The organism is Sulfurospirillum sp. 1307, from assembly GCF_054408545.1.
On the sequence record NZ_CP176011.1, the window covers coordinates 1,285,275 to 1,300,692 of the forward strand.

Below are 15,418 nucleotides of genomic sequence, written 5' to 3' on the forward strand. Positions count from 1 at the left end.
AAGAAATATTCAGGAGAGAAGATGAGTGGGTTTACAATAGAAGAATCAAAAAATGTTTATGGTGCTAAGATTAAAGTAATCGGTGTTGGTGGTGGCGGTGGTAACATGGTTAACCACATGATTAGTGAAGGTGTTAGTGGAATTGATCTAATTGTTGCTAATACTGATGCACAAGCACTTGAACACTCAAAAGCACAAATTAAAATTCAGCTTGGTGAAAAAAAGACAAAAGGCCTTGGTGCGGGAATGCAACCTGAAGTAGGAAGAGAATCAGCTTTAGAAAACTACGAAGAAATCAAAAGTGCACTTGAAGGTGCTGATATTGTTTATGTCGCTTCTGGATTAGGTGGAGGAACTGGAACTGGTGCTGCTCCTGTTATCGCACAAGCTGCAAAAGAAATTGGTGCATTAACTGTGTCAGTTGTAACTAAACCTTTTATGTTTGAAGGTAGAAAAAGAGCAAAATTAGCAGAAGCTGGTTTAAATGAACTAAAAAAAGAGAGTGATTCAATCGTTGTTATACCAAATGACAAACTTTTATCAATCATTGAAAAAGGTTTAGGTATAAAAGATAGTTTTAAAATCGTAGATGATGTACTTAGTCGTGCAGTTGGAGGTATGAGCCAAGTTGTACTTTCAAGTGGAGATAGTGACATAAATGTTGACTTTGCCGATGTAAAAACAGTTATGAGTCACAGAGGAATGGCACTTATGGGTGTTGGTCAAAGTAGTGGTGCTGGTGCTGCTAGTGAAGCAGTAAAAAGTGCGATTGAATCTCCACTGCTAGATAATATGTCAATAAATGGTGCTCTTGGTGTACTAATTCATTTTCATATTCCACCTGCTTGTCCGCTATCTGATATTAGTGAAGCGATGGAAATCGTTTATGAAAGCGCAGATGAAGATGCAGATGTAATATTTGGTACAACAACTGATGATGGAATGGCTGATGATAGTGTAAAAGTAACTATCGTTGCTACTGGATTTGAAAACAAGATAGAAAAAGCAAAAGAATTAAAAGCTTTAAATGAAGATCAAGAAGAAGCTAAAAAAAGACGAATAATGAGCCTTAGAAAGGTAAGTGGTGGTTATGAAGGACAAGAAGATTATCTTGATATTCCTACATATATCCGCCATCAAATGGATTAAGCCAATATCTTCTCTAAATAAGGAAGGGATTTAATCCCTCCTTATTATAAACCCTCTATCAAGCCCTGCTAAATCTTTGTAAAATTCTGCATTGTTAGCATAAGATAATATCTTTTCTCTTTGGTCATACCCCATTTCACAAGCTAAGTATTTTATATCTCTTTGTTTAAAAGTATCTATTATATCTTTTAAAATTTCATCACCAACTTCACCGCCATAAAGAGCAAGACTTGGCTCGTAAGAGAGTCCTACATGTAAAGACTCATCGTTTGCTATATAAGGGGGGTTTGAAACTAACATATCAAAACTGTTATCTTTTACATTTTCTAACAAGTTACTTTGTATAAACTCGATTTTATCTTCTACACCATGTTTTTTAGCATTAATCTTTGCAACATCTAAAGCATCATTACTTATATCAATTGCTTTTATTTTTGCCTTTGGTAAAAGTATCGCGAGCATAATTGATATAATCCCACTTCCTGTTCCAATTTCAACTATTTTAGCTCTTTTAAGACCTTTACATGTAGAAACTACTAAATCAACCAACAATTCAGTCTCAGGCCTAGGGATGAGGACTCTGCTATCAACATAAAATTCACGAGAGTAAAACATGGCACTGTTTGTTATGTATTCAACTGGCTCGTGATTTGCTCTTTTTTGTATCAACTCAAAATACTTTTCATCTACAATTTTTTTATCTTCGTTTGTAATTAAAAAAATTTGGTCTTTTTTTAAATGATGAGCGAGAAGTATCCTAGCCTCTTTTTGGGGTATTTCACTACTATCTTTTAAAATATCAACTGCTTTAATCAAAGCATCTTTTATACTATACATCAACACCTAACTTTTCAAGTCTTTCAACCACACTTGGATGTGTATGATAAAATGTAACGGTCAATGGGTGAGACAATGGGAAGCTTTTATTTTCATCAACAAGTTTCATTAAAGCATTTGCTAATTCTTGTTTTCCTCCTACTTCACTTCCATATTCATCTGCTCTAAATTCATTGTGTCTGCTAAGTAATCCAAATAATGGCATAAAAATAAACGATAAAACAGGAGATAAAAGTAAAAACAAAATCAATATCATATGAGCTGATTTTTCTACTCCTATTCCTTGAAAAATTGTTTCAGGTAAATTCCCAAATATAAAAAACATAGCGAACATCATAAGTCCACTTGAAAATATATTTTTAATTATGTCTTTGTGCTTAAAATGACCTAATTCATGGCCTAAAACTGCTAAAAGTTCATCTTTTGTCAATTTTTGAACCAATGTATCATACAATACAACTCTTTTTGATTTTCCAAGTCCTCCAAAATATGCATTTAATCTCTTATCTCTTTTACTGGCATCTATTGTAAAGACTCCACTACTTTTTAATCCAGCTTTTTTTAAAAGATTTTCAATTGCATCTTTTAACTCTACATCTTCTAAAATAGTAAATTTATTAAATATAGGAGCAATCAGAGTTGGATAAATCATATTTATAAATAAAATGATAACAAAAACAATACCAAACCCATATATCCACCAGTTTTCATAACTATTTATTATCCAGCTTAACAACCATATAAGGAGTGCTCCAAATACAAAAAACATAACTGCACCTTTAATTTGGTCTATTATGTAAGTTTTTGTATCAATCGTAGAAAATTCATATCTTCTATCTAAATTAAATATTTTATATAAATCAAATGGTAATCCAAGTATATAATTTATACTGATAAAAGATAGTACAAAAACTATAGTATTAACTGAGCTATTTTCAAAATTGATAATACTATCTAAAAATTTAAATCCAAAACTAACCCACGCAAAAAACAGCAGTAAATCATACAAAGATTCTACAATTGAGATTTTACTACTCTCAATCCTGTAATCACCTGCAATTTTGAAATTTTCTTTTGAGAGAATTATGGGTTTACCCTCTTTTCTTTTCTTTACAAAATTTGATTCCATCATACTTATATAAATCTTAGTAAGTGTATAAATTGTATATATAACTAACATTGCTTCAAACATAAAATATCCTCTATTTTTTTGCGGATTATATCTAAATGAAGTTTATATATTGATTTAGCTAAATATTGCTAAAATTACACTCATCTTAAATATCTTGGAGATAAATTGGCATTATTAGACTTATTGGGCATTTGTAAATCGTATGAATCACAACAGATTTTAAAAGAGATTGATTTTTTTGTAAATAAAGATGAAAGAATTTGTATCATAGGTAAAAATGGTGGCGGTAAGTCGACTTTGATGAAAATCATCAATGGCTCATTAGAATTTGATGAGGGAAGAAGAATAGTTCAAAATGGTATAAAAGTTGAAATGTTAAGTCAATCGCCATCTTTTGAAAAAGATATTACTGTAAAAGAGGCTATTGAAGAAGAATTAAGTGAACTAAAAAGTGCAAAAATAAAATATGATGAAATTTTAAAAAAACTAGAAAATGATTTTAATAACAAAGAATTATTAGCCCAGCAAGAGGCACTTACAAATTTTCTAGATTTACACAATGCTTGGAATTTAGATGATAAAATAGAAAGAGTTTTAGTGCAATTCCAACTAAAAGAGTATGAAAACAGGCCTGTAACACTTTTAAGTGGAGGAGAGCAAAGAAGAGTAACACTAGCTGGATTGATTTTAAAAAAACCTGATATCTTACTCTTAGATGAACCTACAAACCATCTAGATGTATATATGGTTGAATTTTTAGAAGAGATGCTTTTAAAAGAGAAATTTACCCTAGTTTTTATATCACACGATAGATACTTCATAGATAATATAGCAACTAAAACAGTAGAAATTGATGATTGTAAATTAAGAAGTTATGAAGGTGGATATGAAAAATATCTAAAAGCAAAAGAAGAATTACTTTTGAGTATGAAAAAATCTCATGAAGTTTTGCTAAAACATTTAAGAAGTGAAGAAGAGTGGCTAAGGCGAGGGGTTAGAGCTAGACTTAAAAGAAATGAAGGAAGAAAACAAAGAGTTTTTCAAATGAGAGAGGAAGCTAAAAAGAATCCTGCAGTTATAAATAAAATCAAATTAGAACTTGAAAGGGAGCAAAAAAACTTCAATCAATCAAAATCTCAAAATAAACAAAAAATGCTTTTTGAGATGTATGATGTATCAAAAAAACTTGGAGACAAGCTACTCATAAAAGATTTTTCTACTAGAATCTTACAAAAGGATAGAATTGCGATTGTTGGGAAAAATGGAGCTGGTAAATCTACACTTTTAAAGATATTGCTTGAAGAAATAAAGATAGATAGTGGTACATTTAAAAAGGGTGAATTTAAAATTGGTTATTTTGATCAGCAAAGAACATCGCTGGATGATGATAAAAACTTGATAGAAACTTTTTGCCCAAATGGTGGCGATAGAGTTGATGTCAAGGGCAAAAATATGCATGTTTATGGATACTTAAAAAACTTTTTATTTCCAAAAGAACATCTTGATAAAAAAATAGGCGTTTTAAGTGGTGGTGAGAAGAACAGAGTTGCTCTAGCTCTTTTATTTACTAAAGAGATTGATTGTTTGATTTTAGATGAGCCTACTAATGATCTTGATATACCAACTATAAACATTTTAGAAGAGTATATACAAAGCTTTCAAGGAGCAGTAATCTTTGTAAGTCATGATAGGTATTTTGTAGATAAAATTGCTCAAAAACTTTTTATTTTTAAGGGTAATGGTATCATCGAAGAGAGTTATCAAAACTATAGTGAATATCTAGAAATTGAAAAAGAGTTAAAAGGTATAGAAAATTTTTCAAATAAAGAAGAAAAAGAAACAACAAAAGCACCAGTTAATCGTACACTGAAACTATCATACAAAGAAAAACTAGAATATGAAAAACTACCTTTAGAAATTGAAAAATTAGAAAATGAAATAAGTGAAATAAAAAAATGCCTTAGTAATCCTGAGTGCTACGAAAAAATAGGACTTATAAAACTCTCAGAAGAGCTAAACCAAAAAGAAGAAAAACTTGAACCATTAATCGATAGGTTATTAGAAATAGAAGAAAAAATAGAAGAAATAGAGGGCTAAAGCCCACTATTTCTATACTTTAAAAGAAGAAAGAGTTTCTTCCAAATTTAAAGATATTTCAGTCATATTTTTAGAAATTTTAGCTAAATCATCAGCTATTTTTTCGTTGTAGCTAGATGCTTCGAAAGTCTCTTTCATTTGCTCCATCATAACATTTGTTAAATGAGAAATTTCAACTACTTTTTTTGAAGCTTCTTTTGAAATTTCAATAGATTCTTTTGTTTTTTCTTTTGTTTTATCAGCTTCACTTCTAACATTTTCTGCACTACTTGAAACTTCTTGCATAGCGATTGCATTGTTTTGCATAGCTGAGCTAAGTTCAGTTACACCTTGAACTATCACACTGATTGTTGAATCAATCTCACTCAAAGACTTCTGAGTTCTCTCAGCTAATTTTCTAACTTCATCTGCAACAACAGCAAATCCACGACCATGTTCTCCTGCCCTTGCTGCTTCAATTGCCGCGTTTAGAGCAAGTAGATTTGTTTGGTCAGCAATATCTTTAATCATCTCCAAAACGCCTTTAATTTGTTCTGTTTGAGAAACAACAGAACTAATTTGTACAGACATTTCCTGCTCATTTTGACTAGATTCTAAGATCTTTTCAACAACATCATGCAATGACTCACTCATATTTTCTAATATATTAAATGCTTTAATATTATCTTCAGCTGTACTTATAGCTAGCTCTTCTGAAACACCTAGATTTTTTTCAACATCTTTCATAACATTAAAAGTCTTACTAATACTTTGTGTTTGTATTTGAGCACTTTTAGTTATCTCAACAACATTATTGTTCAATATCTCATCAGTTTTGTTAACTTCGTTTGCACTTTCTTTAGAAACAACTATCATATTTTGTATTTTTTCTATAAATTTATTTATATGACTAGCAACTTGACCTATTTCATCTTCAGAATTCACTTCGACTCTAGCTGTTAAATCACCCTCACTACCAGATAAATTTTCAACTCTTTCTTTTAAAATATTGATAGGATCTCCAACAACTTTTTTCAAAACCCACATTACTACTAAAGATGTAATAATTAAAGAAATTAAAAATATAAATAAAAATACATAACTACTATCTTTGATATCTTTATCGATTTTTTCAAAAGAATAAGTCATGTCCATAACACCTAGAACATCACCTTTCTTACTAGTTACATGACAACCTAAACACTCATTTGTAGCAACTAGTGGTCTTAAAAGCCTCAATCTATGTCCTTTTTCATCATTTATGTCAATAGCTTTTATTTGTGGATTTTTTATAATATTTTTAATCAACTCTTCACTACTTGGCTTAGCCTGAATGCCAAAGCCATCAATAACAGCTTGTGATTTATGGATTTCTAATTTTTTAATACCTTCAATCTTTTCTGCATCCTTTAAAGCTTGATCGATTTGTTCAGGATCTCCTAAATTCATAGCAGCTCTTACTGTTTGAAAAACTGATTGGCTAAAAGAATTTAAACTTCTTTTACTTTGCTCCAAAGAAGCTGATTTAAACTCACTAACGATAAAATACTGTAAAACAATAAAACTAATCAATAAAACTGGAATTAAAGTAAATGCTATTTTTAGCCCTATTCTTTTTTTTATCATCACTACGCCTTTTTTATGTTTAGTACAGATAGCAAATTCATATTATCTAGCATGTCATATAGTTCATTATTATAAACATATAAACTAATTGGTATTTGATCTTTTTTTATAAACTTCATCAAAAAACCAATTACTGATGATGTTATGATAAATGAATCTTTTATATGTATATCGATTGGTTTTTTATCATCATTTAAAGAACTATCTTCTATAGCATCTTTTAACTTTTTACCATCTACTAAACTTTTAATATTACCTTTAACATTAATCACAATTTTAGCAGAACTATTTTCAACATTAATTTCCATAACATCCCTTTTTCAACAAATTATTGCAAAAACTACAATCTTTTACCACAACATAAATCAATTTTAGTGTAAAAAGTGCCTTACTCCAGTAAAATATAACGCCATATCATATTCATCAGCTGCTTTTATAATATCATCATCTCTTATACTACCACCTGGTTCTATCACAGCTTTTACACCAGCTTTATATGCTTCATCAATGCTATCTCTAAACGGGAAAAAGGCTTCACTAGCTAAAACACAGCCTTTTATATCAAGATTTAAATCTTTTGCTTTTCTAAGAGCGGCTTTAGCAGCATCTACTCTACTAGTCATTCCCATTCCAATTGCAACCATTGCGCTATCTTTTACATATACAACACAATTAGATTTAGTTAAAGCTGCAACTTTAACTGCAATTTCCATGTCTTTTAGCTCACTTTCGCTAGCTTTTCTTTTACTTTTACATATAGCATTTTTTACTTCATCATCAGCTACTCTGTCGCTATTTTGATATACAAATCCACCATCTACATGTTTAAAATCATACGCATCTTCATTTAAAATAAGATATTTACTCTCTTGAGTAAAAATTTTGATTCTTTTTTTATCTTTAAATACTTCTAAAGCATCTTCATCAACATTTGCAGCAATTATAACTTCGATAAAGATTTCATTTATTTTTTCAGCCAATTTTTTATCTAATGTCCCATTGATAGCAACAACACCACCAAAAGCCGAAATTGGATCACACCTCAAAGCTTTTTCATAACTATCAAGTAAATTATCTCCGATAGCAAAACCGCAAGGATTTGCATGTTTGATGATAGAAACTGCTGGAGCTTCTCCAAATGAAGCTGCAATTTTTACAGCACCACTTATGTCAGTCATATTGTTAAAACTAGCTTCGCCTTTTAATGCTTTGAAATTATTTGTAAAAAAGTAATCAAACTCGTACAACGCGCCTTTTTGATGAGGATTTTCACCATATCTAGTATCAAATGCTTTTGAACCAACTATAAATTGTTTCTCACCAAAGCCATCATTAAATCTTTTATTCATATAGTTTGCTATCATGCTATCATAAGCTGCTGTATGCTCATACGCTTTTATCATCAAATCTCTTCTAAATTCAAGGCTATTTTTATCATTTTTAATAGCATCAATTACTTCATCATAATCATTAACATCAGTCACAATCAAAACACTTGCAAAATTTTTAGCAGCACTTCTAACCATAGTAGGCCCACCAATGTCAATATTTTCGATAATTTCTTCAAAATCATCAGTCTTTGCAATAGTCTCCTTAAAAGGATAAAGATTTACACAAACCAAATCAATACTTTCAACTCCGAGCTTTTTTGCTTCTACTACATGTAGCTCTTTATCTCGTCTATATAAAATCCCACCATGAACATAAGGATTAAGAGTTTTTACTCTTCCTTCAAAGCACTCAGGAAATTTTGTAACTTCATCAATCTCAATAGCTTTTATACCCTCGCTTGATAAAAGTTTAAAAGTTCCACCTGTAGAAATTATCTCATAACCTAATTTTTCAAGTTCTCTTGCAAACTCAACAATACCAGTTTTATCACTTACACTTATGAGTGCTCTCACTTTTTCATCCTTAAATTAAAATAATCTTTATTTTACACTATTCTTCTTTATGATTTCATAAGCTTCATTAATCTCTTGAAGTTTTTTTGTAGCACTTTCAATGATACTTTTATCTTTTCCTTCTCCCATGAGTATATCAGGATGATTTTGTCTAACCAATTTTCTATAAGTTTTTTTAACTGTATCAAAATCTACGCTTTCATCTAAACCCAAGGTTTCATATGCTTTTTTTAGGCTCATACCTTCTTGTTTTGCTTTGTTTGCATAAAAATTCTCAAACTGTTTTATTAAGTTCTCAAAATCACTTTTTCTGATTTCCAAAGCATTAGCGATATCTTCAGTTATCATAAACTCTTCTTTACTAAACTCACCATCAATAAAAGCAAGATTTAGTAAATATTCCATTATTTTTAGTCTTTTTAAATAATCCCTTTTTGTTAAAGCAAGATATTTTTTAGCAATTTCTAAAGTATTTTCAAAGCTCTCTTTTTCTTGCTTATAGATGCTCTTTAACTCATCTCTTATTTCATTTGAATTTTCAAACACTTTAGAAATATCAGTAAAAGTATGACTTAAAAGTTCAGCCTCAAGCTCACTCACCCTTCCATCAGCTTTTGCAACTTTTGCCATCAAAGCAACTAGCAAACCAGCTTCATGATCTTTAAGTGAGCCTTTTAGACTTTGAACTTTATCTACATGTATATGATTAAAATCTTCTGTTTTATAACCTTTTGTTAGCAAATAAAACAACACAATTACAATAACGATGATAATATAACTCAATTCAGCATCCTTTTTTCATTATTTTACTACAATAATCATAAATTTTAACAAGGTAAAATATGGAAATCTTTGATAAAGTAATCGATAGAACAAAAAGCCATTGTGAAAAATGGGACAAATATAAAAACCAAGATGTTATTCCTATGTGGGTAGCCGATATGGATTTTAAATCACCTCAATGCATAATTGATGCTTTACATGTAAGAGTAGAGCATGGTGTTTTTGGTTATACTAGAGTTGATGAAGTAACTATTGATGCAGTGATATCTTTCATAAAAAGACACTACGATTGGGATATAAAACCAGAGTGGATTGTTTGGAACTCTGGAGTTATAAGTAGTATGAATGTAGCTTGTAAAATGACTAAAGGAAGTGATGTTATCATTAGCACTCCTATTTATCCACATTTTGTTAAAGCACCCAAAAATAATAATTTAAATATTTTAAAAGTGCCGTTAGTTGAAAAAAACAACCGATGGACTATTGATTTTGATGAATTTGAAAAGGCAATTACTCCTACATGTAAACTGTTTATGTTTTGCAATCCCTACAATCCAGGAGGAACAGTTTTTAAAAGAGATGAACTTGAAAAACTTAGTGATATTTGTGTAAAACATGATTTGATTATATGCTCTGATGAAATACACGCAGATTTAATTTTAAATCCAAATGCAAAACATATACCAATTGGCTCTTTAAATGATGAAATATCTAAAAGAAGTATAACTCTTTTAGCCCCAAGTAAAACATTTAATATAGCAGGACTACAAAGCTCTTTTGCTATAATCCCAGATAAAAAATTAAGAAAAGAATTCCAAGTAACAATGGCAGGAATTACTACTGGAGTAAATTTACTAGCTCTTACAGCTACAAAAGTTGCTTATACCAGCTGTGATGAGTGGCTAAATAAACTTAGAGTTTATCTAAATGAAAATCTAAAAATAGTACAAGATTTTGTAAAACAATATCCTAAATTAAAATTATTAAACCAAGATGCTACATTTTTAGCTTGGATTGATGTAAGTAAATTAGAGCTTGAAAACCCATATGAGTACTTTTTAAAATATGGAGTTGGCCTAAGTGATGGTGAGCCTTTTGGAAATAAAAACTTCGTTAGATTAAATTTTGGTACACCTAAAAGCATTTTAAATGAAGGTTTAAAAAGGATATCAAAAGCTTTAGATGAGCTAAACTAAAAGGAGATTATCAAATTTCCTTTCTTTTTTCTATTTGTGATTTAAGCTCTTTTATCTCTTCTAATAGTAAATCTAATTTTTTACTATCTTCATGGATTTCATTTTTCATTTTTGCATCTTGCATTTTTTGCATTTCACCAATTATGACAGCTACAAAAAGATTAAAAAATACAAAAGCAGCAATAATAATAAAACTAACAAAATAAATCCAAGCCCAAGGATATACTTCCATAGCCTCATACATAACATCTGTCCAATCTTCAAAAGTCAAAATTCTAAACAGTGTAAGCATAGAAACTAAAAAATTATCCCATAATTTAGATGGCAAATCAGCAAAGATAAAACTACCTGCAATAGCATATATATAAAAGATAATAAACATAAGAATAACAATATCTATGATAGATGGTATTGCTTTAATTAGCATATCTATTATAGATTTAAGTTCAGGTCTAGCAGTGAAAAGTCTTAAGACCCTAAAAACTCTAAATAATCTTGCAATGGCTGCAAATGAACTATTTTCCAATGGTACAAGAGTTATAGCAACTATAACAAAATCAAAAAGATTCCATCCATTTTTAAAAAAATTGATAAATTTTTCTTCAGCAATCATTTTAATTAAAAGCTCAATTACAAAATACACTGTAACAATATAGTCTAAAGTATGAAGAATATTTCCTAATGGTTGAGCAACCTTATCGATAGTTTCAAAGCCTAAAACTGAAGCATAAAATATGATAATTGATGTTGTCAAGTTAGAGAACCATCTTGAATCTCTAACTTGCTTTATTTTAAAAATGAAACTACTCATCGAAACTTTCTAACTTAAATATCTTGTTCTATGACTTCTTTAAATCTATTGAAATATATATTTTTCATCGCGGTTAAATCAGCACTTATTTCGTTACAACTAAAGCCATCTTTTTGAACTGTTCCAATTTTTTCTATTTTCAATCCTAAATCTTTTGCCATTTTTTCAAAAACTACATCATTATTAACTTCTACAATCGCTCTTGAAAAACTTTCACTAAATATATCTATTGGATCATCTAAACTAACTTTTGCTTCAATTCCTTTAGAGCTTTTACAAGCCATTTTTGCCAATGCTATGGCAATTCCACCAACATTTACATCTTTTGCAGCATTTAGTATACCTGCTTTATTTGATTCAATAACAAGTTCCCATAAAGCTAGCTCTTTATCATAGTCAATTGCTGGAAGCACACCTTCAACTTTATTGTAAAGCTCTTTCATATACAAACTTCCACCAAATTCACTTCTAGTCTCACCAACTAGATAAACACTAGCTCCAACTTCTTGGAATGAGCTAGGAAGAGTTTTGTTTGCATCTTCGTTAACTCCAACCATAGCAATAGCAGGAGTAGGATAAATACCTTCGCCGTTTGTTTCATTATATAATGAAACATTTCCACTAACAACTGGTGTATTTAACTTAGCACAAGCCTCTTTTATACCATAACACCCCTCAGCAAATTGCCACATTATTTCAGGGTTTTCAGGGTTTCCATAGTTCAAACAATCAGTAATTGCCTTTGGTCTAGCTCCACTCATAGCAACATTTCTTCCACTCTCCATAACCGCTGCTGCTGCTCCACCTTTTGGATCAATATAGTTATATCTAGGATTACAATCACTACTCATAGCAATTGCTTTATTGTTTTCTTTAACTCTTATAACACTAGCATCTAAACTACCTGGTGCTTTTATTGTATTTGTTTGTACGGTTGAATCATACTGCTCAAAAATCCATGATTTATCTACAACTTCAACTGAACTAAATAGCTTTTTAAATGCTTCTTGATTATCTACTCTTTCAAAATCATCTATGTTAGTTTTGTTTATTTTTTCAAGATAATCAGGCTTTTTAACAGGTCTATCATAAATCGGAGCTTCCTCACCAACAGGTAAAACTGGTATATCTGCAACTCTTTTGCCATACCAATAAAGTTCCATATTTCCACTATCTGTAACTTCACCTATAACTTCAGCATCTAAATCCCATTTTCTAAATATCTCAACCACTTTATCTTCATGGCCTTTTTTTGCACAAATCAACATTCTTTCTTGAGATTCACTAAGCATAAATTCATGAGGTTGCATGCCCTCTTCTCTAGCTGGAACTTTATCTAAATGCATAATCATTCCACTTCCGCTTCTACCTGCCATCTCAAATGAACTTGAAGTAAGCCCAGCAGCTCCCATATCTTGGATACCTACAATATAATCATGTTTAAAGAGCTCCAAACAAGCCTCTAGTAAAAGTTTTTCAGCAAATGGATCTCCAACTTGTACTGTTGGTCTTAATGACTTGTTTTCTTCTGTAAAACTATCACTAGCCATGACAGCACCTCCTAAACCATCACGACCTGTTTTACTTCCAACATATACTACAGGATTTCCTATACCTTCGGCTTTTCCATAAAAAATTTCATCACTTTTTGCAAGTCCTAGCGTAAAAGCATTTACAAGAATATTTCCATTATAACACTCATCAAAGCTAGTTTCTCCACCAATAGTAGGAACTCCCATACAATTACCATAATCTCCGATACCAGCAACTACTCCTCTTACTAAGTATCTTTGATATTTTGAAGTTTTATCATCATTTACGACATTTCCAAATCTCAAAGAGTTCATATTTGCAACAGGTCTAGCACCCATAGTAAATACATCTCTTAAAATTCCTCCAACCCCAGTAGCTGCTCCTTGATATGGTTCTATATAACTTGGATGATTATGACTCTCCATTTTAAATACTGCAGCCATACCTTCACCAATATCAATTACTCCAGCATTTTCTCCAGGCCCTTGAATTACCCATGGAGCCTTTGTAGGGAAACCATTCAAATATTTTTTACTTGATTTATAAGAACAATGTTCACTCCACATGGATGAAAAAATACCAAGCTCTAAATCATTTGGCTCACGACCCATAATTTTTAGAATATTTTGATACTCATCATTAGTTAACTTATACTTTTTTAATACTTCCTCTAATTTTTCCATGACTAATTAATCCTATAAATAAAATTACTTTATTTTACAAAAAAAGTGCTAAATAACTATTGAAATGAAAAACTCTATAAGCTTTTTTATGCGATAATTATACTTAATTTATACAACAAGGATAAGTATGACTAAAGACAATATTATAGCTTTCTTAATATTTTCGATTTCTACGGTAGGATTTTTCATATGGGGATTTAACTACATTCCATCTCAATATTTTTTACTGTTTTCCATTGCAACTGTATTTGGAATTTTTATGGCATTTAATATAGGGGGAAATGATGTTGCTAACTCTTTTGGGACAAGTGTTGGGGCAAAAACAGTAACAATCAAGCAGGCTCTTGTAATTGCTGCTATATTTGAATTAAGCGGTGCGATATTTGCAGGTGGCGAAGTTACAAAAACAATAAGAAAAGGCATAGTTAAAATCCCAGCTGTTGATTTTGATCCAATGCTTTTTGTACTAGTTATGATGGCTTCACTTTTAAGTGCTGGATTATGGTTACTTTTTGCATCAAAAAGGGGATTACCAGTTTCAACAACTCACTCAATAGTAGGAGGTATTGTTGGAGGAAGCTTAGCTTTGGGCTTTGTAGTCACTTCTGGTAATAATGTAATTAGCATGGTAAATTGGGCTAAAATTGGACAAATTGTTGCAAGTTGGATTTTATCTCCAGTGCTTGGAGGAATTTTATCTTATATCATATATTACTTCATAAAAAAGAGTATTTTAACTCCGAGTAAAATTGCTATTGCAAAACAAAAACAAATCAAAAAGCGTAGAAAATCACTAAAAGAGGCATATAAATTGTCTTTAAAATCTAAATCAAAAGAAGAGCAATTAGAAGAATTACACAAAATAGCTTTTCTTGATGAAGAAGATGAAGAAGATTTAGAAAACGCAAGTGATTATAGAAAGAAAATAAAAGAGTTAAAGAAAAAAGAGAAAAAAATTGATACTTTTTCTTATGTTAAGAAAAATGTGCCATTTGTCGGTGCCTTTGCAGCATCAATTATATCTGGAATGCTTCTTTTTAAAGGACTAAAACATTTAAAAATCAATGTAAGTGTAATTGAGACTATTTGGATAATCTTTTTAATAGCAACTGTAGCTTACATAGTAAGTTTTATCATAGTTAGTGTAATGAATAAAAATGATGTAGAAAAATCAACCATGAAGATTTTCTCTTATCTTCAAATTTTTACAGCTTCCGCTTTTGCATTTAGTCATGGTGCAAATGATATAGCAAATGCTATTGGTCCATTTGCTGCGATTTTAGATGTTCTTAAAACTGGCGCAATTAATGCTAAAGCTCCAGTACCTATGATAGCTATGGCTACATTTGGAGTTTCTTTAATAGTAGGTCTATGGTTTTTAGGAAAAGAAGTAATTCAAACTGTGGGTACAAGGTTGGCTGAGATATTACCAGTAACTGGATTTTCAGCTGAATTAGGTGCTAGTGCTGTTATACTTCTAGCAACTAAACTTGGTATACCAGTATCTTCAACTCATATTCTAATTGGTGCAGTTTTAGGTATTGGAATTTTAAATAAAGATGCTAATTGGAGTTTGATGAAACCAATTGGTATGGCTTGGGTTATAACTCTTCCTGCAGCAGGAGTTTCTTCAGCTATTTTCTTCTTTATTTTAAAATCAATAATGGGATTATAAAAACTTTACATGT

General features: G+C 30.6%; 12 protein-coding genes. 4 read left to right on the forward strand and 8 right to left on the reverse strand.

The genetic code is table 11. The annotated features are described in order from the left end of the window. Positions 1-21: 21 nt before the first annotated feature. The gene (gene ftsZ, locus ACKGJI_RS06530; protein ID WP_458699483.1) at positions 22-1,149 is read left to right on the forward strand and encodes a cell division protein FtsZ; all 1,128 of its coding nucleotides are present in this window, start codon (positions 22-24) and stop codon (positions 1,147-1,149) included. A gap of 30 nt (positions 1,150-1,179) precedes the next feature. On the opposite strand, the gene prmC is transcribed toward ftsZ, so the two are convergent. Together prmC and ACKGJI_RS06540 are read right to left on the reverse strand one after the other, a co-directional pair. Then, positions 1,180-1,986, reverse strand: coding sequence for a peptide chain release factor N(5)-glutamine methyltransferase (gene prmC, locus ACKGJI_RS06535; protein ID WP_458699484.1), 807 nt, complete (start codon positions 1,984-1,986; stop codon positions 1,180-1,182). Continuing rightward, a complete protein-coding gene (locus ACKGJI_RS06540; protein ID WP_458699485.1) occupies positions 1,979-3,178 on the reverse strand; it encodes a M48 family metallopeptidase in 1,200 nt (399 codons plus the stop codon). Before ACKGJI_RS06540 ends, prmC begins: the two co-directional genes overlap by 8 nt. A gap of 105 nt (positions 3,179-3,283) precedes the next feature. Here ACKGJI_RS06540 and ACKGJI_RS06545 point away from each other — a divergent pair, with 105 nt between their 5' ends. Further along, positions 3,284-5,215: an ABC-F family ATP-binding cassette domain-containing protein gene (locus tag ACKGJI_RS06545; RefSeq protein WP_458699486.1), complete on the forward strand. Its 1,932-nt coding sequence runs from the start codon at positions 3,284-3,286 to the stop codon at positions 5,213-5,215. A gap of 12 nt (positions 5,216-5,227) precedes the next feature. Here the strand turns inward: ACKGJI_RS06545 and ACKGJI_RS06550 are convergent, their stop codons facing one another. From ACKGJI_RS06550 to ACKGJI_RS06565, 4 genes are all read right to left on the reverse strand, one after another. After that, positions 5,228-6,820, reverse strand: a complete 1,593-nt coding sequence (locus ACKGJI_RS06550) for a methyl-accepting chemotaxis protein (RefSeq protein ID WP_458699487.1) — start codon at positions 6,818-6,820, stop codon at positions 5,228-5,230. Positions 6,821-6,822: 2 nt separating this feature from the next. Continuing rightward, positions 6,823-7,128 (reverse strand): hypothetical protein, encoded by a 306-nt coding sequence (locus tag ACKGJI_RS06555; RefSeq protein WP_458699488.1) that lies wholly within the window; start codon positions 7,126-7,128, stop codon positions 6,823-6,825. A 63-nt stretch (positions 7,129-7,191) separates the two neighbouring features. Beyond that, positions 7,192-8,724, reverse strand: coding sequence for a bifunctional phosphoribosylaminoimidazolecarboxamide formyltransferase/IMP cyclohydrolase (purH, locus tag ACKGJI_RS06560; RefSeq protein WP_458699489.1), 1,533 nt, complete (start codon positions 8,722-8,724; stop codon positions 7,192-7,194). A 27-nt stretch (positions 8,725-8,751) separates the two neighbouring features. Beyond that, complete coding sequence (locus tag ACKGJI_RS06565) at positions 8,752-9,507, reverse strand: TerB family tellurite resistance protein (protein WP_458699490.1); 756 nt, start codon at positions 9,505-9,507, stop codon at positions 8,752-8,754. A gap of 59 nt (positions 9,508-9,566) precedes the next feature. Here ACKGJI_RS06565 and ACKGJI_RS06570 point away from each other — a divergent pair, with 59 nt between their 5' ends. Beyond that, complete coding sequence (locus ACKGJI_RS06570) at positions 9,567-10,703, forward strand: MalY/PatB family protein (RefSeq protein WP_458699491.1); 1,137 nt, start codon at positions 9,567-9,569, stop codon at positions 10,701-10,703. Between the two features lie 10 nt (positions 10,704-10,713). Here ACKGJI_RS06570 and ACKGJI_RS06575 read toward each other — a convergent pair whose 3' ends face one another. Together ACKGJI_RS06575 and purL are read right to left on the reverse strand one after the other, a co-directional pair. Further along, the gene (locus tag ACKGJI_RS06575) at positions 10,714-11,514 is read right to left on the reverse strand and encodes an ion transporter (protein WP_458699492.1); all 801 of its coding nucleotides are present in this window, start codon (positions 11,512-11,514) and stop codon (positions 10,714-10,716) included. A gap of 14 nt (positions 11,515-11,528) precedes the next feature. Next, positions 11,529-13,730 carry a phosphoribosylformylglycinamidine synthase subunit PurL gene (purL, locus tag ACKGJI_RS06580; protein WP_458699493.1) on the reverse strand — a complete coding sequence of 734 codons (2,202 nt, stop codon included), beginning with the start codon at positions 13,728-13,730 and terminating at the stop codon, positions 11,529-11,531. Positions 13,731-13,857: 127 nt separating this feature from the next. Between purL and ACKGJI_RS06585 the strand changes: the two genes are divergently transcribed. Then, a complete protein-coding gene (locus tag ACKGJI_RS06585; protein ID WP_458699494.1) occupies positions 13,858-15,405 on the forward strand; it encodes an inorganic phosphate transporter in 1,548 nt (515 codons plus the stop codon). Positions 15,406-15,418: the final 13 nt, after the last annotated feature.

Excerpts from the sequence above, each read along its gene's own strand:
- prmC (WP_458699484.1), bottom strand. The coding sequence starts at position 1,986 with ATGTATAGTATAAAAGATGCTTTGATTAAAGCAGTTGATATTTTAAAA.
- ACKGJI_RS06540 (WP_458699485.1), bottom strand. The coding sequence starts at position 3,178 with ATGTTTGAAGCAATGTTAGTTATATATACAATTTATACACTTACTAAG.
- ACKGJI_RS06585 (WP_458699494.1), top strand. The coding sequence starts at position 13,858 with ATGACTAAAGACAATATTATAGCTTTCTTAATATTTTCGATTTCTACG.
- purL (WP_458699493.1), bottom strand. The coding sequence starts at position 13,730 with ATGGAAAAATTAGAGGAAGTATTAAAAAAGTATAAGTTAACTAATGAT.
- ftsZ (WP_458699483.1), top strand. The coding sequence starts at position 22 with ATGAGTGGGTTTACAATAGAAGAATCAAAAAATGTTTATGGTGCTAAG.
- ACKGJI_RS06570 (WP_458699491.1), top strand. The coding sequence starts at position 9,567 with ATGGAAATCTTTGATAAAGTAATCGATAGAACAAAAAGCCATTGTGAA.
- ACKGJI_RS06550 (WP_458699487.1), bottom strand. The coding sequence starts at position 6,820 with ATGATAAAAAAAAGAATAGGGCTAAAAATAGCATTTACTTTAATTCCA.
- ACKGJI_RS06575 (WP_458699492.1), bottom strand. The coding sequence starts at position 11,514 with ATGAGTAGTTTCATTTTTAAAATAAAGCAAGTTAGAGATTCAAGATGG.
- ACKGJI_RS06555 (WP_458699488.1), bottom strand. The coding sequence starts at position 7,128 with ATGGAAATTAATGTTGAAAATAGTTCTGCTAAAATTGTGATTAATGTT.